We start from the raw sequence: 21,897 nt of genomic DNA on the forward strand, positions 1-21,897 counted from the left end.
GGTGACGGCTACCGGGGTTCAGGCCTTTTTGACGAATTCCGACTTCAGTTTCATAGCGCCGATACCGGGGATTTTGCAGTCGATGTTGTGATCCCCTTCCACCAGACGGATGTTCTTGACTTTGGTGCCGACCTTGACCACCGCCGAGGCGCCCTTGACCTTGAGGTCCTTGATGACGGTGACGCTGTCGCCGTCGTGCAGGACGTTGCCATGGGCGTCGGTGACGGTCAAGGTATCTTCGGCGGTTTTGCCCGCTTCGTCCTGCCCCCATTCGTGGCCGCATTCGGGACAGACGTACAAGTGGCCGTCTTCATAGGTGTATTGGGACTGGCACTGGGGGCAGGGGGGCAGGGCGCTCATGCAAACCTCGCTTAAAGATGAAAACCGATATTGACGAAGAGGATATGGTTCAATTGGCTGGTCTTGGACGTGCCCTTGCGCACGAACTGGTTCATATAACCGACGGTCAGTTTGGTCTTGTCTGCCAGGGGAATGTCGAAACCGGCGAAGGCACGGTTTTCGGCGAAGCCGTCGCTGCGCCAAGCACTGGAGTTAAGGTACCACATCACCTCGTCATTGAGGATGAAGCCCACCTGCTCCCATCCTGGCACCGGATGGCTCCACTGCGCCAGTTCGCGGACGCGCAACCCCATGTCGTTGGAGTCGAGCTTGTCGTTGACCCGCTGTTCCAAGCGGGTGCGGGTGGTCAGCCGGCCCCAGTCGGCCATCCTGGAATGCCAGCCGATCTCCTCGTAGGCGCGGTTTTCGTTGAAATGGTCGAGCCAGTCGCGGGTGTAGCCCAGGCCGAGGTGGAGCTGGTCGTTGACGTGGTAATTGAACTGGATGAACAGCAGGTTCTCGGTCAGCTTGTTGGCCTTACCGGCAAACAGAGGCTGAGGGGTATGACTGAGACGGGCCTGGTTGAGGAAGCTCCAGCTGAACTTCTCCAATTTGGGGGACAACGCGCTCAGACCGCCCTGAAGTGAGAAGCCGTACCAGCCAAAGAAGGCATTGTCGGCAGCCAGTGCCGGCAGGGCGGCCAGACCGAGCAGGATCGCTCCCAGTGATTTTCTCATTTCTTTTTTCTCACTTTTCCGAGTGCTTCCAGAATTCCCGCCAACAGCACCGCCGGTGACGGCGGACAGCCGGGAATTTTAACATCCACCGGAATGACGTTTTCCACCGCACCGCAGCTGACGTAGGATATGCCAAACTCGCCGCCGCACACGGCGCAGTCGCCGCAGGCGATCACCCACTTGGGATCGGGGGTGGCCTCATAGGTGCGGATGAGGGCCGCCTCCATGTTACGGGACACCGGTCCTGTCACCAGCAGCACGTCGGCGTGGCGCGGCGAGGCGACGAAATGTACCCCGAAGCGTTCGACGTCGTAATAGACGTTGTTCAGGGCGTGGATTTCCAGCTCGCAGCCGTTGCAGGAGCCGGCATCCACCTCGCGGATCGCCAGGCTGCCGGCGAAATCCCGGTCCACCCGCCGCTTGACCTCCGCCCCCAGGCGTTCCACGTCGGGATCGCGGACAATCTTGCGCACCGGTTCGGTCTTGATCCCGGTCTTGAGCATTTTGAGATATTGGCGCAGCATGGCAGTCTCCTATAAATCCACCCCGGAATACGAGCCGTTGACCGACTTGTTGCACACCGGGAAGTCCGGGACGATGTTCTCCAGCACGATGCGTTCCAGGGCTGGCCAGTTGAGCCAGCTGGGATCGCGGGGAAAGAAACGGTCGATGCGGCCGTCGTCGCCGAAGCGTACGTAGGTGACGATTTCGCCGCGCCAGCCTTCGACGATCCCCAACCCCTCGGCGCCGGCCGGTGGGGGCGGCAGTTCGGTGCGGATGTCGCTTTCGGGAAGCCGTCCCAGCAGCACCCGCAGCAGCCGCAGGGAAACGCAGATTTCCTTGTAGCGCACCCAGAAGCGCGAGGCCACGTCGCCGGCCTCCTCCACCACGCCTTTGACCGTGAGCTGGTCGTAGGGAGGATAGGGGGCGTCGCGGCGGGCGTCGAAGCCCTGGCCGGCGCAGCGGCCCACGTATCCCAGGCAGCCGAAGGCGGCGGCGGTTTTCACCGTCAACCGGCCGGTGGTGTAAAGGCGGTCGCCCAGGGTGGTGTTGCGGTCGCAGATGTCGATCAGCGTGTCCAGCTCCCTTCCCAAGCGGTTCAGTTCGGCATCCAGGCGGTCGGTGGCGGCCTTGTCGAGATCGACGTTGACCCCGCCGGGAACGATGCGGTCCATCAGCAGGCGGTGGCCGAACAGCGCCCGCTGGGTGCGCAGCCAGTCCTCCCGCAGACGACCGAACTGGTAGTGGGCGAAGGCGAAGGCGACGTCGTTGCAGATCGCCCCCAGGTCCCCCAGGTGGTTGGCGATGCGCTCGCGCTCGGCCAGGATCGCCCTCAGGAAGGTGGCCCGCTCCGGCGCTTCGACGCCGCAGGCCCGTTCCATGGCCAGACAGGCGGCCCAGGCGTGGCCCACGGTGGTATCGCCGGAAACCCGTCCCGCCAGCCGCGCCAGGCCTTCCGCGTCGCGGCCTTCGGCGATCTTCTCGATGCCCTTGTGGACGTAGCCCAGCCGTTCCTCCAGATTGAGGATGGTCTCGCCCACCGCCTGGAAGCGGAAGTGGCCCGGTTCGATGATGCCGGCGTGCACCGGTCCGACGGGGATTTCATAGACGCCGGCTCCCTGGGCGGCGACGAAGGGATAATCGTGGTCCGGCGGCGTCGTCTCCGGCGGCTCGCCACCGACGGGGAAGTCCTTGCGCAGCGGATGTTCGGTTTCGTTCCAGGCATGGTGCCGGGTCCAGCGCCGCCCGTCGCCGCCTTCGAAGTCGATGCCGAGCAGATCGCGGGTGTGGCGCTCGCTGCGGTCTGCGGCCGGATAATGAAGCGCCTGCGACGGCAGCACCGGGTTTTCGGCAGGCACCTCGGCGCGCAGCAGCAGATAACGGCCTTCCCTTTCCAGCAGGGCGTTGATCTGCAGGCGCTCGCCCAGATCCTCGCCCCAGCCGGCGCTCCAGCGCCAGCCCCGGATTTTGGCCAGTTCCGCGGCCCGCTCCCAGGCGATCGCTGGAATCCGCCATACCGAGGCCGGCGTCAGGGAACCGGTCTCGGTGGTTTCGATGCCTGCGGCATTCAGGGCGCTCAGGTATTCGCTCAAAACGGTCATTGCGGCATCCCTCCACTGATCAGTTGCGCGGCCTGGTCGAACCAGTCCGCCAGCACGCCGGGAATCGTCAGCCCCAGCAGCAGCACCAGCCCCAAGTGGACGAACACCGGCATCATGTTGGCGGCCACCGGCTGCTGCCCTTCGGGTCTGCGGCCGAAGACGATGGGCTGAATATGGCGGAACAGGCCGCCGAAGGCGATCGCCAGCCCCAGCAGCAGCGGCAGGGTCAACCACGGATAGCTTTCCATGGTGGCCACCAGCACCAGGAATTCACTGACGAACACCCCAAAGGGCGGGAAGCCGGCGATGGCCAGGGTGCCCACCAGCAGCCCCCAGCCCACCTGGGGCTGGGTGGCGATCAGGCCGCGGATCTTGTCCATGCGCTGGGTGCCGGCGATCTGGGCTGCATGCCCCACGGTGACGAAAATCGCCGACTTGGTCAGCGAATGCACCGTCATGTGCATCAGAGCGGCGAAGGTAGCCAAGGGGGTGCCGATGCCGAAAGCGAAAGTCATGGTGCCCATGTGCTCGATGGAGGAGTAGCTGAACAGGCGCTTGATGTCGCGCTGGCGGTGGAGGAACAGCACCGCCACCAGGAACGACACCAGCCCGAAGCCCATCATCAGATAGCCAGGCAGCGGCCCCGGCACCGCCTGGGTGACGATCATCTTGCTGCGGACGATGGCGTAGAGGGCGTCGTTGAGCAGCAGGCCGGAGAGGATCGCCGACATCGGCGTCGGACCTTCCGAGTGGGCGTCCGGCAGCCAACTGTGCATGGGCACCAGCCCCACCTTGGTGCCGTAGCCGACGAGCAGGAACACGAAGGCGATCTTCAGCACCGCGGGATCGAACTCGCCGGCGTGGGTGTAGAGGGTGGCCCACTCCAGCGCGGCCTCGCCCGCGCCCAGCACCTGGGTGGCGGCGTAGTACAGCAGGATGGTGCCGAACAGGGCCTGGGCGATGCCGACGCCGCAGAGGATGAAGTACTTCCAGGCCGCCTCGACGCTCTCCGGGGTGCGGTACAGGCTCACCAGCAGCACCGTGGCCAGGGTCGCCCCTTCCATCGCCACCCACAGGATCCCCATGTTGTTGGTCACCAGGATCAGGTACATGGCGAGCATGAAGCCCTGGTACATGGAATAGTAAAGGCGCAGCCGGCGGGGATTGAGGCGGCCGATTTCCTTTTCGTGTTCCATGTAAGGGCCGGAAAAGATGCCGGTGGTCAGCCCCACCAGGGCGGTGAGGGCGATGAGATAGACGTTGAAGGCGTCCACCAGCCAGTATCTGTCGTCGGAGATCAGGGTGCCGGCGCGCAGCACGATCAGCGCCAGCACCAGGGCCGCCGCCAGAGTGGCGGCGTTGAGCCAGTTGTTGAGGCGGCCGGCCCAGGGTTTGTGTCCGTTCAGGGCCAGCAGCGCCATCCCTGCCAGTGGGATCGTCAGCAGCAGATACAGGGCGATCATGATTCGCTTTCCTCGCTTTCGGTCAGGCGGCTCAAGGCGTCCACGTCCAGAGAATCGATGCTTTCTCGAATCTGGAAGAAGAACACCCCGAAGATCACTGCCGCCACCATCACGTCGAAGGCCACCCCTAGTTCCACCACCATCGGCATTCCATGGGTCGAGACCACGGCGGAGAAGAACAGGGCGTTCTCCATCGCCATGAAGCCGACCACCTGGCTGATGGCCTGGCGGTGGGAGATCATCAGCAGCATCCCCAGCAGCAACGTGGCGGTGCTGGCGGCGATGATGTTGCGGGTCTCCAGTTCCGACAGCTGCACCACCGGCAGGGTGATCCAGTAGCTGAACACCACCAGGGAGGCGGCGCCCAAAAGCAGCTGCAGGGGGCGCCGCACCTCGTCGGTGGCGCGGTGCAGCCCCATGCGCAGGATGAGCCAGTGGAGCAACAGGGGGATCAGGATCACCTTCAACCCCAGGGTCAGGGTCGCCGACACCAGCAGGTGGGGCGAATTCTGGACGATGGCCACCAGCGCCGTGGTGCCGGTCAGCAGCAGGCCCTGGAGGGCGAACAGGTTGACTAGAGTAGTGACCCGGCTCTGGGCCAGCATCACGAAGGAGGTGAACAGCACCAGGGCGGCGAGCAGGAACACCGCCTGGCCGTAGAGGGATTCGAGGGTTGCCATCAGCCGACCTCCAGAATCACGTGGGTGAGCATCCCCAACAGCCCCAGCAGATAGGCGAAGCCGAGGAAGTGGGGGGCGCGGAACAGCCGCATCTTGGCCAGCACCGCCTCGGCCAGCACCAATACCAGGGCCAGCAGCGCCAGCTTGACCGCCACCGCCACCAGCCCCCAGCCCAGGGCCGCCGGCGCGAAGGACTCGGCCAGCCCCCAGGGCAGGAAAATATTGACCAGCAGCACTGCGTAGATGGCCATGCGGATCTGCGCCGCCCATTCGATCAGGGCTAGGTGGTGGCCACTGTATTCCAGGATCATGGCCTCGTGGATCATGGTCAGCTCCAGGTGGGTGGCGGGGTTGTCCACCGGGATGCGGCCGGTTTCGGCCACCGCCACCAAGGCCAGGGCCAGGGCTGCGAACACGAACGAGGGCCGGATGGTGACCGGCTCCTGGAGCAGGGTGTGGATGGCGGCGGCCAGGTTGGTGGTGGACATGGACACCGCCAGGGTGAACACCGCCATCAGCATCGCCGGTTCCGCCAGGGAGGCGACGGTCATCTCCCGCGACGAACCTATGCCGCCGAAGGCGGTGCCGATGTCCAGTCCCGCCAGGGCTTGGAAAAAGCGCGCCAAGCCGAAGAAGCCCACCAGGACGATGATGTCGGCCATGCGGGCGCTGGGCACGTCCACCGCCACCAGCGGCACGATGGCCGCTGCGAGCACGGCCACCGCGAAGATGATGTAGGGAGCGGTATGGAACACCCAGGAGGCGTTTTCCGCCACCACCGTCTCCTTGCGCAGCAGCTTGAACAAGTCCCGGTAGGGCTGCAGGATCGAAGGCGCCCTGCGGTTCTGGCTCCAGCACTTGAGTTTCTTGATCCAGCCCGACAGCAGGGGAGCGGCGGCCACGAACAGGATCACTTGCAACAGGTTGATTAACCAGGCCATCAGCTGATCACCCACAGTAAGAGAATTAAAGTCACGAAGGAATAGCCCAGATAGACGCGTATGTTGCCGGTCTGGATGCGACCGACGTAGCGCACGCTCCAATGCAGGGCCCGGGTCACCGGCTCGTAGAACCAACGCCACAGCAGATCCTCCACGTGGAGGCGGTATCGGATGGCGGTGACCTTGAGCCCGTCGGCGCCGCTGGTTTCCTTGTCGATCTCCTCGTGAATCACGAAACAGTCGGCGAAGATGCGCCGCAGGGGCATGGCGAAGGCGGTGGCGCCGTACTGCATTCTCGGGGTCAGGCGGCCGAAGCCGCAGTCCCAGGGATAGGCCTGGCGCTCCGGGTGTTCGTGGCCGGGATGGAGCCATTCGTAGCTCAGCAGCCAGGCCAGGCCCATCGCCAGCATGACCAGCACCGCGGCATAGGAGGCGGTTTCCGGTGACACCGGCGCCAGCCATAAGATGCCGCGGCTGGCGGTTTCCGGCAGTCCGCTGCCGGTCAGCTGCAAGTTGACACCTTCCAGGGTCCGCACCAGCGGCGTCGGCAGGATGCCGAGCAGCAGGCACAACCCCGCCAGCCAGCCCATGCCGGCCAAGGCCGGTTTTGATTCCAGCCGCCGGGCCCGTTGGACATGGTGGCTGCGGGGCTTGCCCAGAAACACCACTCCGAACACCTTGACGAAGCAGGCTGCCGCCAGCCCGCCGGTGAGGGCCAGCATCGCCGCGGTCACCGGCACGAAACTGCGCAGCACGCCGCTGTCGAGGGCAGAGACCTGTAGGGCGGCTTGATAGGTGAGCCATTCGGAGACGAAGCCGTTGAAGGGCGGCAGGGCGGAGATGCTGATGCAGCCCACCAGGAACAGCACCGCGGTCACCGGCATGCGGTGAATCAGCCCGCCCATGCGTTCGAGATCGGATTCGTGGGTGCGCTGCAGGATCACCCCGGCGCCCAGAAACAGCAGGCTCTTGAAGACGGCGTGGTTGAGGCAGTGATAGAGGGCGGCGATCAGTCCGATGGCGCCCAGGGTGGGTTTGCCGTCGGCATAGAACAGCAGCGCCAGGCCCAGTCCCATGAAGATGATGCCGATGTTCTCCACCGAGTGATAGGCCAGCAGACGCTTGAGGTTGTGCTGCATCAGGGCGTACAGCACCCCCAGCACCGCCGAGGCGCTGCCGGCCGCCAGCACCGCCACGCCCCAGCCCCAGTGGAAGCGTTCGATGCCCACCAGGTCGAAGGTGAAGCGGATGAAGCCGTATACCGCCACTTTCAGCATCACCCCGGACATCAGGGCGGAGATATGGGACGGGGCTACCGGATGGGCCTCAGGAAGCCAGGCGTGCAGGGGCACGATCCCGGCCTTCATGCCGAAGCCCGCCAGAGCCAGCGCGAACGCCACCGCCGCCCACAGGGGGGTGAGCTGGGCGTGGCGCATCTGCTCGAAGGTGAAATCGTCGCCGAAACCCACCAGCACCCCGTAAGCGAGGATGATGAGCAGGGCGCCGATTTCCGCCATCAGCAGGTAAATGAAGGCGGCGTGGCGGTTGGCGGCGTGCTCGTGGCTGTAGGCCACCAGGAAGTAGCTCGCCACCGACATCAACTCCCAGGCGATCATGAAGAAGAAGGCGTCGCTGGCCAGCAGCACCAGCTGCATGCCGGCGACGAACAGGCCGGTGGCCAGTCCCAGCAGCGACAGCGGATGGGGACCGTGTTCGTATTCGATGACGTACTGCGGCCCGAACAACGCCACCGCCACCAGCACCACGCTGATGACGCCGAGGAAGAAGCCGGCCAGGGCGTCCAGGTGCAGATGCCAGACCAGCCACGGCAGTCCCAGCGGCAGGGTCAGGTCCAGATTCACTTGGGCGACGAGGGCGGTGCCCCCGGCCAGGAGACCTGCGATGCCAGACAACCCCAGCAGCCCGAAGGCGGTATGGCGCAACAGTCGGGGATGACGGTCGGCTCCCAGGCTGACCAGCCCCGAGGCCAGGGCGAAGCCGATGGCCAGCAGGCTGAAGGGCAGGGCGGCGCGGCCGCCGGTGATGGCCCAGTAGCCCAGTGCCAGCAGAATGCCGCCGACCATGACCGCGGCGATCTGGGGGCGCTGGCGCAGCCAGCACAGAGTGGAAGCCAAAGCCAGACCTTGGCGCCGGATCTGATCGAAGCCGACAGCGGCGAGATTGCGAATCATGCCGATTTATCCTTTTGGTTTGACGAACTCTCCAATCCCCGCACTTCGAGGCGGGCGCTCGGATTGGCATCGAGGAAGGCATTGATGTAATCCAGGGGCGGCTGGGCGAAACACCAGGCGTCGGACAGGTCGAAGACGATTTTCCGGTCCTTCGGCAGCCGTTCCAGTTCCTCGCGCAGCTCAGCGTTGAGGCGTTCGAGCAGTTTGGCGCCGCCGATCCGGACCTCGACGTGGTCGCCCCTGTCTTCTACCTTCAGGAAGGTGTTCTTGAGGCGCTCGGCCGCCTGACGCCGCGCCGCCAGCGGATGGGCGGAGGCGGCCTCGTGCAGCTCCAGGCCGCGGAACTGGCAGTGGCCGCCGCGGCGTTCGTAGTCCTCACAGAATTCGTGCAGGAACTCCATCACCGTATGGTCGATGAAATCGGCGTGGGTGAGGTCGAAGAGCACCTTCTTGCCCGGCGGCAGCTGCGCCAGGGCGGTCTTGAGGCTGAGGAAATTGGAGAAGATCGCCGCCCCGTCGATGCGGACGTGGTAGCTGTCGGGATCGGTCTGCTCGATTTGGAACGAGATCTGCAGCAGCTGCTTCAGATTGACCCCGCGCAGCACGTGAAGCACGATCTTGGCGGCGATGCCGATGGCCACCCCGATCAGAAGGTCGGTGGCGAGTACGGCGACGATGGTGAGGACGAACAGAAACAGCTGTTCCTTGCCGATCTCCCAGGTCTTATAGAACTCCCGCGGCGAGGCCAGTTTGTAGCCGGTGAACACCAGAAGTGCCGCCAGCGCCGCCTTGGGAATCTCGTGGATGAGGCCCGGGAACAGGGCCACGAACACCAGCATGAACAGGCCGTGGAAGAAGTTGGACCACTGGGTGCGGGCGCCGAACTGGATGTTGGCGGTGGACCGGACGATTTCCGAGATCATTGGCAAGCCGCCGATGGCGCCTGACACCGATGAGCCGATCCCAAGGGCGCGCAGGTCTTTGTTGAGGTCGCTCTGGCGCTGGAAGGGGTCGAGCTTGTCGATGGCCGCCGCCGACAGCAGGCTTTCGAGGCTGGAAACCAGGCAGATGCTGATCACCGCGATCCAGAAGGCGGCGCTGCCGACCATGGAGAAGTCCGGGAAGGCGAAACCGTCCCAGAAGGACTGAGGCACCGGCAGCAGTTCCTGGGGGCCGACCTGATAAAAGGTGGAATGCCAGGAGTATTTGTGCTGATGTTCCAGATCGAAGTACACGCCTAAAGCCATGCCCACCGCCACCACCACGATGGGGGCCGGCACGATCTGCATCCATTTGAACTTCGGTTTCAGGATCTCCCAGGCGATGACGATCGCCAGGCTGGCAAAGCCGATGATGGCGATTTCCGGGTTCATCTCCTGCAAAGCGTGGGGGATGCCGGCCAGATTCTCCAGCAGTTCTCCCTCCGGCTTGACGTCGATCATGACGTAGAACTGCTTGATGATGATGATGATGCCGATGGCCGCCAGCATGCCGTGGACTACCGAGGCCGGCGCCAGGGCCACGAAGCGCCCGGCCTTGAGTTGGGCCAGAACCACCTGCAGCAGGCCGGCGACGACGATGGCCGCCAGGGCTCGATGGTAACCCGCAAGCGGATCGCCTTGTCCTAAGCTTTCCACCGCCCCCAGGGTGACGACGATGAGACCGGCGGCCGGTCCCGAGATGGTGACGTGGGAGCCGTTGATGCGCGACACCAGAAGCCCACCGACGAAGGCGGCGATGATTCCGGCCATGGGCGGGAAGTTGGAGGCCATCGCGATCCCCAGACACAGGGGCAGGGCGATGAGGAAGATCTGGAAACCGGCGATCAGGTCGTAACGCCAGTTTTCCTTGAGACCGGCCAAGCCGGTTTTGGGTAGCGATGCGGCAGTGTCGTTCACGGTGTACACTCCTCGACTGAAATGGATCTATGCAAGAGAAAAGCAATCGATATGCCAACTATTTGTTACGGAAAGATCGACAAATTAAGATCGAGACGGTGATGTGGTGGTGGATATCGACCGGCAGCGGTGGGGGAAATCCACCAGGCGAAGGCTTTGACGGGAAGTCTTAATTTCTGACGTTGAGGTGGGTGCTGGGGCTTTCAGCTTTTTTCTGTGTGGATGAAAATGCGCTCTAGTAAGCCACTATTCTGTGGGGGGTCTTCGGTTAGCGCAGCCTGGCGTAATCGCTGAAGCTGCGCTCTGCCCTGTCGTTGCAACGTTTTCAACTCGGTTGCCAAGTCCTGCAATTGGGAGACGACTTCGGCCTCGATTTGCTCGAATCCCTGGTGAATACCCGCACGAATACCGCTTTCGGCCACCTTCTCCAGGGAAGGCTCGAGCAGGCGGTGGAGCAGAAAGGGAATCAGCCAGGCCAGGCCGATAAGCAACAGGCTGTGGATGGCGAAATTGAGGCCGAGATATTCGCCTTCTCCGGTAAAGCCGCGGTAATAGCTTTCGACCACCTGCCAGGCGACCCAGCCTCCGGCGGCCAGGGGCAGGAGGTAACGCAGCACGGCGGTAAGCCACAACACCCCCCGGCGCAGGCTGCGGCCGGGACGGGCCAGGGCGGCGCGGACCGTGCGCTGGACCTGGTCGATCAGAATACGGTCGAGGCGTTGCCTGACAGGCGCCAGGCGCTGTTTCAGGAGTGCGGTGGGCAACCCCCGTTCGCCGGCTTCGAGCACCAGCCGGTCCAGCGCGTCCTCAAGCTGCTTTTGGCTCCAAAGATCCCAAAGCAGCGTTTCGCTGGAATTTCCCTGCTCGGATTTGAGGCGTTTCTGGCCCTTACCAGCGATTTCCTGGGCCAGGGCTCTGGTGGGCCATTCCAGGGAAGGCGCCAGCTCGTCACAGGTCTGGCGCCAAAGCCGTCGCCACTGTTTCACCAAGGGCGCGACGCTTTCAGGATCGAGTTTCCGCACCAGCCGCTCGATGCGGTCGGCCAGTTCCTGCATCCTGTGGCTGCGATTGCGCCGTTGCAGGCGATCGGCGCCGCCGTTTCTGGCCAGCCGGGTGAGGATTTCCTCCAGTTTGCCGAAATCGTCCGGGCGGCGCCGGTCAAGGTCTTCGCGGCTGTCGCAACGCAGCACCACAGGCGCCCTGAAGCCTGCCTGCCGCAACATCCGGGTGAAGTCCTCGATCTGGGACTCGTGTCCCTGGTCCCAGTGGTTCATGACGAACAGCCAGCCGTGGCGGTGACCGAAGCGTTGCAGCATCTGCCAGCCGGTATCGTCCTTGTAGCGTTCCGGACTGACCACGTAGATCAGGACGTCCACGTGGGGCAGGCACTGGAACACCAGTTCGCGGTTGCTTTCCTCGACACTGTCGATGTCGGGCATGTCGATCCAGACCACGTCGCGGCGGTTGGGATTGGCGTGGCGGGCCAGACGCAAATGCTCCAGGGGCAGTTGCTGTTCCAGGGCTTCGGTGGGCAGGGACTGGTGCAGATAGACCGTGATCTCCCGCGAGGTTGGCCGTTCGATGCCGGTTCGGGCGACCGGTTCGCCTGCCAGGCGATTGAGCAGGGTGCTTTTGCCCACGCCTGTGCCGCCGAAGAAGGCGACGATCAGCGGGGGGCGTTCCACCTCGAACAGGGGGCCGCCGTCATCGCGGGCGGCGGAAAGATACCGCTCCGCTTCTTCAGGGGTGAGGAAACCTGCGGCGGCAAGGTGCTGGAACCACTGAGAGAGAGGCTCAAAAGAGACGGAGTCCATGACGGCGTTCCTGCAGCTGTTGATCGATGGCGGTCAGGGTCTCGGCATCGAAGCCGAAGCGGTAGGCGGGCTCGATGGTCCCGGGCAATTGGAGCAGACGCTGGCCGAACCGGGCTGCGAGCATGTTCTGGACCGCCTCCAGTTGCCGTCGTTTGAGCTGGGCGGCGATCCGCTCCATGTACTTGCCCAGGGCGGTTTCCGATAGCCACGAGGTCAGTGACAGGACCGCCGGGGCCAGGAAGAAATCGTGCGGTCCGATGCCGCCGGTCTGGAGCAGCAGGGCCAGTCCGGCGGCATCGGCGCTGAGTCGGGTGGCGCGCAGCGCATTGAGGGTGACCGGCATTTCCTTGAGTCTTTCGTAGAGTTCACGGGCGGCCGCTTCCACCTGGGGCTGGAATTCCCGGTAATAACGGCCGGCATCCTGTTGGAAGGCATCGAGCGTGTCCGGCATGGTTTCCTGATAGCGGCGGGACAGGGACTGCCACCACGGCCGGGCTAGTTCGGAGGGCGGGGGTTCGGCCAGCGCTTGGCGCAACCGGCGCAGGGCGTGCTCGACGCTGTGGGTCAGCACCCGCAATTCCTCAGGGATCGCCTGGTCTTGCTTGCCTTTTCCCAGCAATTGGCGCAGCGGCCAGGTCAAGGTCCGCCGCATCCACAGCATCGGCTTGCCGATACCGGGAATCTCCAGCAGGATCAGCAGTTCCGCCAGCGCCCGCTGGAAGGTTTCATAGGCGATCGGATGGTCGAGGAAGTCGTGGCGGTAGATTTCGATGGCCTGGGTCAGCGCCGCCTCGACCTGCGTGCGCCAGGCTTTATCTGCGGCGATTTCCGCCGCCAGCGGCTGCCGCCAGGCGGGCCAGTGACGGCGGGCCAGTTCGAGGATCCGCCTGGGCTGCTGGCTGCGGTGGCGGCGGGCAGGCGGCAGGCGCTCTAGCAAAGCGGCCCGCAATTGGGCCCCGGCTTGGCGGTGTTCTTCCTCGTCCTGCCAGTAGGGCAGCGGGATCACCGGCGGCGGCGGGTCTCCGCGGTGGGTGCGCCATTTTTCGTTCCAGGATCGCAGCAGGGTGTCACGGCCCTTGGGGGTGACCTTGTTGAGGCAGACCAGGACAGGCTGCCCGAGGGGTTCGAGCAGGGTGAGCATGTCCCAGACCGCCCGGTCGGCGTACTTGTCCTTGCTCACCACCACGAGCAGGAGATCGGCTAGTGCTGCGGTGCGCAGGAGCCCGTGCAGATAATGGCGGGCCCGTAGGGAATCGAAATCCGGCGTGTCCCACAGGGTCAGGGCGGGAAGTTCCGGGCGGCCTGAAACCGGCTCGGCGGCAAAGTGCGTGTAGCGGTCCGCAGGCAATTGTGCCCGCGGCAGGCGCCGGTAACCTTCGAAGTAGGTGTCCAGCCAGTCGGCAGGTTCCGCCCGGTGGACGAATCCTTGAGGGTGCACGGTGTAGCCGGCCAGGGGGCTGACGCCGGCCGCCTCGGTGTCTAGGATCAGGTTGACGATACTGCTCTTGCCCGCCTGGGTCGGGCCGATGACGGCGACCTGCAAGGTATGGTCGGGCGGCAGTTCGGTCTTGGCCAGGGCGGCACGGGTCAGTTCCAGGGAAGGTTCCAGCTCTGTCAGCAGCCTTGCCAGCGGGGATTCGGCGGGCAGGTGCGCCTGCAGGGCGCAGCTTTGCTGCCGGTACCGGTCGAGAAAGGCTTTCAGTTCCAAGATTACGGCTTCGGTAATTCTTTGGGTTCTTCCAGCGTGCGGATGAAGCGGTCGGCCTGCTGGATGGACTGTTCCATGACCTTGATCATCGCCGCAATGTCGACGCTGACGTGGTTCAGTTCATGCTGCAGGGCGGCGATAGCCTGGGCGTTGAGGTTGTGCTTGAGAAACAGGATCTGGTCGCGGAAGGCGCCCAGGACCGGATCGATGCGGCTTTCCGCCTTGCGCATGGCGCCGATGAGGCGTTTGTAGTGGCGCTGTGTCAGCCTCAGCTTCTGACGGCTCTTGCTGCGCAGACTGCGGTTGGTGTAAAGCGCCAGTTCGTCCTCCCATTCGGTGAACAGGGATTCGGCCAGGGATTCGATGGTGTCGATGTGATCCCGGACTTCCTCGGCCTTCTGTTCGCTGCGGTCGAATTCCCGCTTGAGGGCGCGGTAGTAGCTGGCGAGGCTGCCGCCGTCGTAAGCGATCAGGGCACTGAAACGTTCCAGGGTGGTCTGGAGCTGCTCCTTGGTTTCCTCCAGGCCGGTGCGGGCGTCTTCCACCCGGGCGACGAGGAAATCGCGCTTGTGGGAGCCGGTGGCCGATTCCGCCATCCGGTAATAGGCCTGGCGGATCCGCTCCAGCACGAACCGGCTCAGGCGTTGGGACAGGGTGCGGCGGCGCTCTGCACGGACGGGGAGTTTCATGGTCTGATGGACAAGCGATTACAATGACGTTTCAACATTCTAACATTGGTCCCAGCCGCGCCATGGCCCTCAGCAACAGCGAAATCGCCGATCTTTTCGACGAACTGGCCGACCTCCTCGACATCGAGGGGGAGAACCCCTACAAGGTCCGCGCCTACCGCAACGCCGCCCGGATCATCCGCAGTCTGCCCCGCAGTCTGGCGGAGATGGTCGCAGCCGGGGAGGATCTGACCCGGCTGCCCGGCATCGGCGAGCGCATCGCCCGGAAGATCGAAACCGTCGTCAAGACCGGCAAGCTGCCCCAGCTGGAACAGGCGCTGGCGCGCACGCCGCCGACCCTGCTGCAGCTGCTTAGGATCGAGGGGCTGGGGCCGAAACGGGTCAAGGCCCTGTTCGGCGCCCTGGACATCCGCACTCTGGAGGACCTGGAGCGGGCCGCTCGCAGCGGAAAGATCCGTCAGTTGCCGGGATTTGGACCCAAAATCGAGGCATTGATTCTCAAACATCTGGATCAGGCCCTGGAAGGAGAGCGGCGCTATCTGCGTTTCGAGGCCGAGAGCATCGCCACCGCCCTGATCGCCCACCTGCGCCAGGCGCCCGGGATCGACCGCATTGAGGTGGCCGGCAGCTACCGGCGCTGGAGGGAAACCGTGGGCGATCTCGACATCCTGGTGACGGTTCAGGGGGATTCGCCGGTCATGGAGCGGTTCGTCGCCTACGAGGGGGTGGCGGAGGTGCTTTCCCGCGGCGGCACCCGTTCCAGCATCCGCCTGCGCAACGGCATGCAGGTGGATCTCAGGGTGGTGGCGAGCGAGAGTTTCGGGGCGGCGCTGCAGTATTTCACCGGCTCCAAGGCCCACAACATAGAGATCCGCACCCTGGCGGTCAAGCAGGGGCTCAAGATCAACGAATACGGGGTGTTCCGCGGCGAAAAGCGGCTCGCCGGCGAGGCCGAGCGCGACGTCTACGCCTGTCTGGGTCTGGCTTACATCGTCCCAGAGCTGCGCGAAGGCCGCGGCGAGGTGGAGGCCGCTTTGGAAAACCGCCTTCCCAGGCTGGTGGAACTGGCCGACATCCGCGGCGACCTGCACGCCCACACCCAGGACACCGACGGCCGCGACGACCTGGAGACCATGGCTCAGGCGGCCAAAGCGCTCGGCTACGAATACCTGGCGATCACCGACCATTCGCGCCGGGTCACGGTGGCCAGGGGCCTGGACGAGAAGCGCCTGCGGGCCCAGATGGAGGCGATCGACGCCCTCAACGAGCGCCTGGAAGGCATCACCCTGCTCAAGGGCATCGAGGTGGACATCCTCGAGGACGGCACTCTGGATCTGCCCGATACGGTGCTGAAGGATCTGGATCTTCGGGTCTGCTCGGTCCATTACCGGTTCAACCTGTCCAAACGCAAACAGACCGAGCGCATCCTGCGGGCGATGGACAATCCCTATTTCAACATCCTGGCCCATCCCACGGGACGCCTCATCAACAAACGCCGTCCCTACGCCATCGACCTGCCCCGGATCATGGCCGCGGCGAAGGAGCGCGGCTGCCTGCTGGAGATCAACGCCCAGCCGGAACGCTTGGATCTCAACGACGAGCATTGCCTGATGGCCAGGGATCTTGGGGTCGGGCTGGTGGTCTCCACCGATGCCCACACCGCCACCGGCCTGCAGCTGATGCGTTACGGGGTGGCCCAGGCGCGGCGCGGTTGGCTGGAAAAGGCGCAGATCGTCAACACCCTGCCGCTGGCACAGCTGAGAAAGGTTCTGGCGCGCCCATGAAAAAGGGGAGGCCAAAGCCTCCCCCTGCATCTTCCCAGAAGGGAAATTACCGCTCCAGTACCAGGAACAGGGAGAAATTGCCGCGTTGGATCCGCAGCAGCAGGCGGGCGGGCGACTGGCGGGCGGCCTGGAGGAATTCGGCCACCGATTTGACCCGCTTGCGGTTGACCGACAGGATGATGTCGCCCTTGCGCAGGCCTGCCTGCCAGGCCGGGCTGCCCATTTCCACCCCGGCGACCAGAACTCCCTGGATTTCGCCGTAGAGAGGATGATCGGGCGGAATGTCCGACAGATAGGCGCCCTCCAGCATCGGGATGTCGGTCACCGGTCCGCCCTCGGCGATGGGTTTGCCGATGGTGACGGTCATCGTCATGCGCTTGCCGTCGCGGATCAGTTCGACTTCGGCTTTGTCGCCGACCCGCTTCAGTCCCACCAAGTTGCGCAGCTGGGCGGAGTTCTTCACCCGCTTGCCGTCGAAGCCGATGATGACGTCGCCGGGCTTGAGACCGGCCTTTTCTGCAGCGCTGCCCTTGGTGACGCCGGAAATCAACGCACCTTCCTTGACGTCGATCCCCATGGCTTCGGCCAGTTCCGGGGTCAGGTCCTGGACCTGGACGCCGAGCATGCCGCGCTTGACCTCGCCATATTTGATGATCTGCTGCATGACCTGATGGGCCATGTTGATGGGAATGGCGAAACCGATGCCGACGTTGCCGCCGGAAGGGGCGACGATGGCGGTGTTGATGCCCACCAGTCTCCCGCGCAGATCCACCAGGGCGCCGCCGGAATTGCCGGGGTTGATGGAAGCGTCGGTCTGGATGAAGTTCTCATAGCCCTCGATACCCAGGCCGGTGCGTCCCAGGGCGCTGACGATCCCTGAGGTGACCGTCTGTCCCAGGCCGAAGGGATTGCCGATGGCGACCACGAAGTCACCCACCCGTAAGGCGTCCGAATCGCCCAGGGGCAGCGCCTGCAAACGTTCGGGTTTGACCTTGAGCACGGCGATGTCGGTTTCCGGGTCCGAGCCTACCAGTTTGGCCTTGATGCGGCGGCGGTCCTTGAGGATGACGTAGATCGTGTCGGCGTTCTTGACCACGTGATGGTTGGTGATCACGTAACCCTTGCCGGCATCGACGATCACGCCGGAGCCGACGCTCTGGGTCTTGCGTTCCATCTGCGGCGGCATGCCGCGGAAGAAGTAGCGGAAGAAGGGATCCTGCAGCAGGGGATTTTCCACTACCACCTTGCCCGAGGCGGCGATGTTGACCACAGCCGGCAGGACGTGTTCCAGCATCGGTGCCAGGGAGGGGAGATTGTCTCGTCGCAGCTCGGTGGGGACTTGGGTTTCCGTCCCGGTTTCGCCGCCCTTGAGCCAGGGGATGATGCCCCCCTGAGCGGACAGGGAAAAGAAGACGCCGAAGGCCAGCGTCGCGAGCAGTCGGTTCATCATGAAGTGTTCCTTGTCAGATTGTTGATGGGAAACGACCTGCCATTGCGGCAGGGGGATCGGCGCTATTCTGCTACAATAGCCGCCCCTCCGCCACCGTCACCGTTCCGAAGCGATGAAGGCCCTGAGACTGCAAGACGTTCGCAAGGTTTACGACAACGGCTTCGAGGCCCTCAAGGGCATCGATCTGGAGGTGGAGACCGGCGATTTCTTCGCGCTTCTCGGCCCCAACGGCGCCGGCAAGTCCACCACCATCGGCATCGTCACCTCGCTGGTGACCAAGACGGCGGGGAAGGTGGAAATCTGCGGCCACGATCTCGACCGCGAACCGGATGCGGCCAAGCGTTGTCTCGGGCTGGTGCCCCAGGAAATCAACTTCAACCAGTTCGAGAAGGTCGGCCAGATCGTCCTCAATCAGGCCGGTTATCACGGCGTGCCGCGGCGGCAGGCACGCCGGCGCATGGAGGAAGTGCTCAAGCAACTCGAGCTCTGGGACCGGCGCGACGAAGTGTCGCGGCGGCTGTCCGGCGGGATGAAGCGGCGGCTGATGATCGCCCGTGCTCTGGTGCACTGCCCCCGGGTGTTGATCCTCGATGAGCCGACCGCCGGGGTGGACATCGAGATCCGCTATTCCATGTGGGAATTTTTGCGCCGTCTCAACCGCGAGGGCACCACCATCATTCTGACCACCCATTATCTGGAAGAAGCCGAACGGCTGTGCCGCCACGTGGCCATCATCGATCACGGCCGTATCGTCGAATCCACGTCCATGAAGCGGTTGCTGGCGCAGCTGGAATATCACCGCTATCTGCTGGAACTGCGCAACCCGCCGCCGGCCATCCCGGAGATTCCGGGGTACCGGGTCGAAGCGGTGGAGACCAACGTCTGGGCGGTGGAGGTGCCCCGATCCCGGGGGCTGAACCCGCTGTTCGCCGCCCTGAACAGGTTGGGCCTGGAGGTGATCGACATCCGCCCCACCAGCAACCGTCTGGAGCAGCTGTTTTTCCAGCGTGTCCGCCGCAGGGCAGGGGAGGCGGCCTGATGCTGAAGCAGCGCTGGATCGCCTACCGCACCCTGGCAGGCAAGGAAATCCACCGTTTCCTGAGGATCTGGCCCCAGACCCTGCTGCCACCCCTGGTGACCACTTCGCTGTATTTCCTGATCTTCGGGGCCCTCATGGGGCCGCGCATCGGGCCGATGGCCGGGGTGGCCTACATCGACTACATCGTCCCGGGTATCGTGTTGATGGCGGTGATCAATCATTCCTACGCCAACGTGGTGTCATCGTTCTTCTCCGCCAAGTTCCAGCGCCACATCGAAGAAATGCTGGTGGCGCCGATGCCCAGCTGGCTGATCCTGTTCGGCTATGTGACCGGCGGCATGGCGCGGGGGCTGACCATCGGCCTGCTGGTGTCGGGGATCGCCGCCCTGTTCACCGACCTGGAGGTGCGTCATTGGGAGATCGCCGTGGCGATGGCCTTGCTGACCTCGCTGCTGTTTTCCCTGGGCGGCTTGATCAACGCGGTCTTCGCCCGCAGCTTCGACGACATCTCCATCATTCCCAACTTCGTGCTGACGCCGCTGGTCTATCTGGGCGGGGTGTTCTATTCGGTGACGCTGCTGCCGCCGCCCTGGCACCGGGTGTCGGAATTCAACCCGATTCTCTACATGATTAACGCTTTCCGCTACGGTTTCCTAGGGGTGGCGGACGTGCCGGTGAAGCTGGCCTTCGTCATCGTGGCGGGATTGATCGGCGTGCTGGGCCTGACCGCCTGGTGGCTGCTGCACCACGGCGTCGGCATCAAGCACTAACCGGAGACCAGTCGGCTCAGGGCGTCGCGGTCGAGAATACGGACCCGTTTCCCATCGAGCTCAATCCAGCCTTCACGCTCGAACTGCTTTAGGGTGCGGCTGACCGTGGCCAGGGCAAGATCCAGGTGGTTTCCCAGTTCCTGGCGGGTCAGACCGATGGAGAACTCCTCTCCGGAAAAACCGCGGAAAGCATAACGGCGGGACAGGTCGAGCAAAAAAGCGGCCAAGCGTTCCTCGGCCGGCTTCTTGATGAAGACGGTCTGATCACACTGGCTGGTGATGGCGTCGCTGGCATGACGCAGCATTTCCCCGAGCATTTTCGGGATGCGGAAGCAGATACGGGAGATTTCCCTGGCCGGGAGTTCGCAATAGCTGACCGTGTCCAACGCCTGGGCGGAACAGCGGTAGCGGTTGTCCGCCAGGGCGTCGAAGCCGACCACCTCCCCAGGAAGCAGAACCTGGAGAATGTGTTCCTCGCCCTGCTCGTCCTGATAGATCAACTTGGCGGTGCCGGATTTGATGGCGATCAGGCCGTGGAAAGGATCGGCGGCACGGAACAGGAACTCTCCCTTCCGTAGCACTTTGCGGCGTTCGACCACATCTTCCAGCTGACTGACTTCCTCGCGGGTCAACCCTCGGGGGAAGCATACGGTGCTGAAACCGCAATTGTGACAGGTGACTTCCAGTTTTTTGTGCAAAGTCGTCATGTACCCGAGCCAGGAACTGTGTCGGGTAATGATACACGACCTGAGCGCTCAGGAAATGCTTGAAAATCGTTCGATTCTGTCACAATATCGTTTTATACCGTTAACTTTGTTTGTATTCTAAAACCAAAAATGAATCCAAACCAAAAAAAACCCTCACCTACAGATTCCAAACACTACAGGAAACAATCCAAAATTTCGTCATCCAGCTGAACCAGGAAACCCGCAGGGCCTGGGTCTTCGATCTGACACATCGTGAATACCACGATGTAGAAGCCAGAAACCAATTAATCCAGATCCTAACGCAGGTGGAATATCCCGATGACCGCGATGGCCGGGAAACCGATCCCTGTCCCGGCATCATCGGGGCAGGGCCTAGGACGCTGGCGCTTGCCGGCGCCCTCAATCAGGCCCGGGACGCCTTCAAGCAGGCGGTGCTCGCGGTCAACCGCAACGACAGGGAGCGGGCCCGGCGCCTGATGGCCACCCAGGGCTTTCCTCGCCTGCATTTCAAACAGCTGTACCGCCATCAGCCGATCCTGCTGCGCAAACCCCATTCCATCCGCTTCACCTGGGGGGCAACGCGCTCGATCAAGCGTATCAGCCGCCAGGAAGCCTACCGCAGGCTGACGGCGCTGGCCGGTGACGATCCTTCGCCTGGTTACCTGAGGCAGCTGGAACTTCTGGCCCAGCATCCCAAGGACGAACCCATCGCCATCGTGCAGGACCTGAAACCCCATATCAAGGCCAATGTCTGCTGGATTCAGGGAAGCGGCCGGGATCGTCAGGTCATCCGCAAAATGATCAGCGCGCCATTGGCGATTCTGATCCCGTTGGATCCGGGCGAAGTCTTGCCAGAACATAGCGCCGCCTATCCGGATGCGCGCAAGCCGAGAAAGCCACGCGCCGATACCAAGATCGAGCGGGAGCCGTTTCTACCGTCGATCCGGGGTCACCGTTACTGCCGGTAACGTCGCAATTTTACATAATATACATTATGCGAACATCGCCGCCGGCGGCGCCTGGCCGGCGGCCTGCTTCTGGTCTAGCTATCCTTGTCACCGGGAGGCATGGAGACCCGGTGATGGAATTTGCGCATCTTCGTCTGTTGGCCGGCTTCCCTGATCGGGAGTCGGCCGCTTCTTTTTGCGGGGTGACCGTCAGAACGGTGCGGAACTGGGAGAAACGCGGTGCCCCGCCCTACATCGTCAAGTTGTTCCAGCAGGCCCAGGGCGATCTGTCCTGGGCGCATCCGTCATGGCAGGGGTTCCGGTTGTGGCGGGAACATCTGTTCACGGATGGGAACTATCCGTTGACGGCCGGGCAGTTGCGGGCCTATCCGTATCTGCTGCAGGTGGCGGATCTTCGGAAGTCCGGCAGCAATCCCGGCCGGGAGTGGTTCCACCGTAGCCGTTGAGGGCCTGGAGGCACCTAGAAACGCTCTGGAATCCGGTGCCTCAGGATCAGGCCACGACTCCGACCGAATCGGTCGATCAAGCGCGGATGGGGGCTGAGGGGTGTCCGGGGGGGCGGTGGCCGCGCCGGGACGTTGGTGGAACCCCCAAAGGCCGGTGGTACTGGGGCCGT

19 protein-coding genes are annotated in these 21,897 nt (G+C 63.8%); 5 read left to right on the top strand and 14 right to left on the bottom strand.

Going from position 1 to position 21,897, the window contains the following annotated elements:
- Positions 1–18: 18 nt before the first annotated feature.
- The 12 genes from MIN45_RS09705 to MIN45_RS09760 form a co-directional block, all read right to left on the bottom strand.
- On the bottom strand, positions 19–360 hold the full coding sequence (locus tag MIN45_RS09705) for a zinc ribbon domain-containing protein YjdM (protein ID WP_286291843.1): 342 nt from the start codon (positions 358–360) through the stop codon (positions 19–21).
- 11 nt (positions 361–371) lie between these two features.
- Positions 372–1,076 carry a DUF2490 domain-containing protein gene (locus tag MIN45_RS09710; protein ID WP_286291844.1) on the bottom strand — a complete coding sequence of 235 codons (705 nt, stop codon included), beginning with the start codon at positions 1,074–1,076 and terminating at the stop codon, positions 372–374.
- The gene (locus tag MIN45_RS09715; RefSeq protein WP_286291845.1) at positions 1,073–1,600 is read right to left on the bottom strand and encodes an NADH-quinone oxidoreductase subunit B family protein; all 528 of its coding nucleotides are present in this window, start codon (positions 1,598–1,600) and stop codon (positions 1,073–1,075) included. Before MIN45_RS09715 ends, MIN45_RS09710 begins: the two co-directional genes overlap by 4 nt.
- A gap of 9 nt (positions 1,601–1,609) precedes the next feature.
- On the bottom strand, positions 1,610–3,178 hold the full coding sequence (locus MIN45_RS09720; protein ID WP_286291847.1) for a hydrogenase large subunit: 1,569 nt from the start codon (positions 3,176–3,178) through the stop codon (positions 1,610–1,612).
- The gene (locus tag MIN45_RS09725; RefSeq protein WP_286291848.1) at positions 3,175–4,641 is read right to left on the bottom strand and encodes a hydrogenase 4 subunit F; all 1,467 of its coding nucleotides are present in this window, start codon (positions 4,639–4,641) and stop codon (positions 3,175–3,177) included. Before MIN45_RS09725 ends, MIN45_RS09720 begins: the two co-directional genes overlap by 4 nt.
- Positions 4,638–5,321 carry a formate hydrogenlyase gene (locus MIN45_RS09730; protein ID WP_286291849.1) on the bottom strand — a complete coding sequence of 228 codons (684 nt, stop codon included), beginning with the start codon at positions 5,319–5,321 and terminating at the stop codon, positions 4,638–4,640. Before MIN45_RS09730 ends, MIN45_RS09725 begins: the two co-directional genes overlap by 4 nt.
- A complete protein-coding gene (locus MIN45_RS09735; RefSeq protein ID WP_286291851.1) occupies positions 5,321–6,262 on the bottom strand; it encodes a respiratory chain complex I subunit 1 family protein in 942 nt (313 codons plus the stop codon). Before MIN45_RS09735 ends, MIN45_RS09730 begins: the two co-directional genes overlap by 1 nt.
- The gene (gene hyfB / locus MIN45_RS09740) at positions 6,262–8,454 is read right to left on the bottom strand and encodes a hydrogenase 4 subunit B (RefSeq protein WP_286291852.1); all 2,193 of its coding nucleotides are present in this window, start codon (positions 8,452–8,454) and stop codon (positions 6,262–6,264) included. The genes MIN45_RS09735 and hyfB overlap by 1 nt, the downstream gene beginning before the upstream one ends.
- Complete coding sequence (locus tag MIN45_RS09745; protein ID WP_337250344.1) at positions 8,451–10,352, bottom strand: SulP family inorganic anion transporter; 1,902 nt, start codon at positions 10,350–10,352, stop codon at positions 8,451–8,453. Before MIN45_RS09745 ends, hyfB begins: the two co-directional genes overlap by 4 nt.
- A 203-nt stretch (positions 10,353–10,555) precedes the next feature.
- Entirely contained in the window at positions 10,556–12,166 is a 1,611-nt protein-coding gene (locus MIN45_RS09750; RefSeq protein WP_286291853.1) for a GTPase, read from the bottom strand.
- Positions 12,147–13,874, bottom strand: coding sequence for a GTPase (locus MIN45_RS09755; protein ID WP_286291854.1), 1,728 nt, complete (start codon positions 13,872–13,874; stop codon positions 12,147–12,149). The genes MIN45_RS09750 and MIN45_RS09755 overlap by 20 nt, the downstream gene beginning before the upstream one ends.
- A 2-nt stretch (positions 13,875–13,876) precedes the next feature.
- Complete coding sequence (locus tag MIN45_RS09760) at positions 13,877–14,563, bottom strand: DUF2959 domain-containing protein (protein ID WP_286291855.1); 687 nt, start codon at positions 14,561–14,563, stop codon at positions 13,877–13,879.
- A 62-nt stretch (positions 14,564–14,625) separates the two neighbouring features.
- Between MIN45_RS09760 and polX the strand changes: the two genes are divergently transcribed.
- Complete coding sequence (polX, locus tag MIN45_RS09765; RefSeq protein WP_286291856.1) at positions 14,626–16,347, top strand: DNA polymerase/3'-5' exonuclease PolX; 1,722 nt, start codon at positions 14,626–14,628, stop codon at positions 16,345–16,347.
- Between the two features lie 46 nt (positions 16,348–16,393).
- Here the strand turns inward: polX and MIN45_RS09770 are convergent, their stop codons facing one another.
- Complete coding sequence (locus MIN45_RS09770) at positions 16,394–17,797, bottom strand: DegQ family serine endoprotease (protein ID WP_286291857.1); 1,404 nt, start codon at positions 17,795–17,797, stop codon at positions 16,394–16,396.
- 112 nt (positions 17,798–17,909) lie between these two features.
- On the opposite strand from MIN45_RS09770, the gene MIN45_RS09775 reads away from it, so the two are divergent.
- Together MIN45_RS09775 and MIN45_RS09780 are read left to right on the top strand one after the other, a co-directional pair.
- A complete protein-coding gene (locus MIN45_RS09775; RefSeq protein ID WP_286291858.1) occupies positions 17,910–18,836 on the top strand; it encodes an ABC transporter ATP-binding protein in 927 nt (308 codons plus the stop codon).
- Complete coding sequence (locus MIN45_RS09780; RefSeq protein ID WP_286291859.1) at positions 18,836–19,606, top strand: ABC transporter permease; 771 nt, start codon at positions 18,836–18,838, stop codon at positions 19,604–19,606. The genes MIN45_RS09775 and MIN45_RS09780 overlap by 1 nt, the downstream gene beginning before the upstream one ends.
- Here MIN45_RS09780 and MIN45_RS09785 read toward each other — a convergent pair.
- Positions 19,603–20,313, bottom strand: a complete 711-nt coding sequence (locus MIN45_RS09785; RefSeq protein WP_286291860.1) for a helix-turn-helix domain-containing protein — start codon at positions 20,311–20,313, stop codon at positions 19,603–19,605. The genes MIN45_RS09780 and MIN45_RS09785 overlap by 4 nt on opposite strands.
- A 305-nt stretch (positions 20,314–20,618) precedes the next feature.
- On the opposite strand from MIN45_RS09785, the gene MIN45_RS09790 reads away from it, so the two are divergent.
- Complete coding sequence (locus tag MIN45_RS09790) at positions 20,619–21,281, top strand: DNA replication terminus site-binding protein (RefSeq protein WP_286291861.1); 663 nt, start codon at positions 20,619–20,621, stop codon at positions 21,279–21,281.
- Positions 21,282–21,394: 113 nt separating this feature from the next.
- On the top strand, positions 21,395–21,727 hold the full coding sequence (locus tag MIN45_RS09795) for a hypothetical protein (RefSeq protein WP_286291862.1): 333 nt from the start codon (positions 21,395–21,397) through the stop codon (positions 21,725–21,727).
- Positions 21,728–21,897: the final 170 nt, after the last annotated feature.

Source organism: Methylomarinovum tepidoasis (assembly GCF_030294985.1).
Classification (GTDB): domain Bacteria; phylum Pseudomonadota; class Gammaproteobacteria; order Methylococcales; family Methylothermaceae; genus Methylohalobius; species Methylohalobius tepidoasis.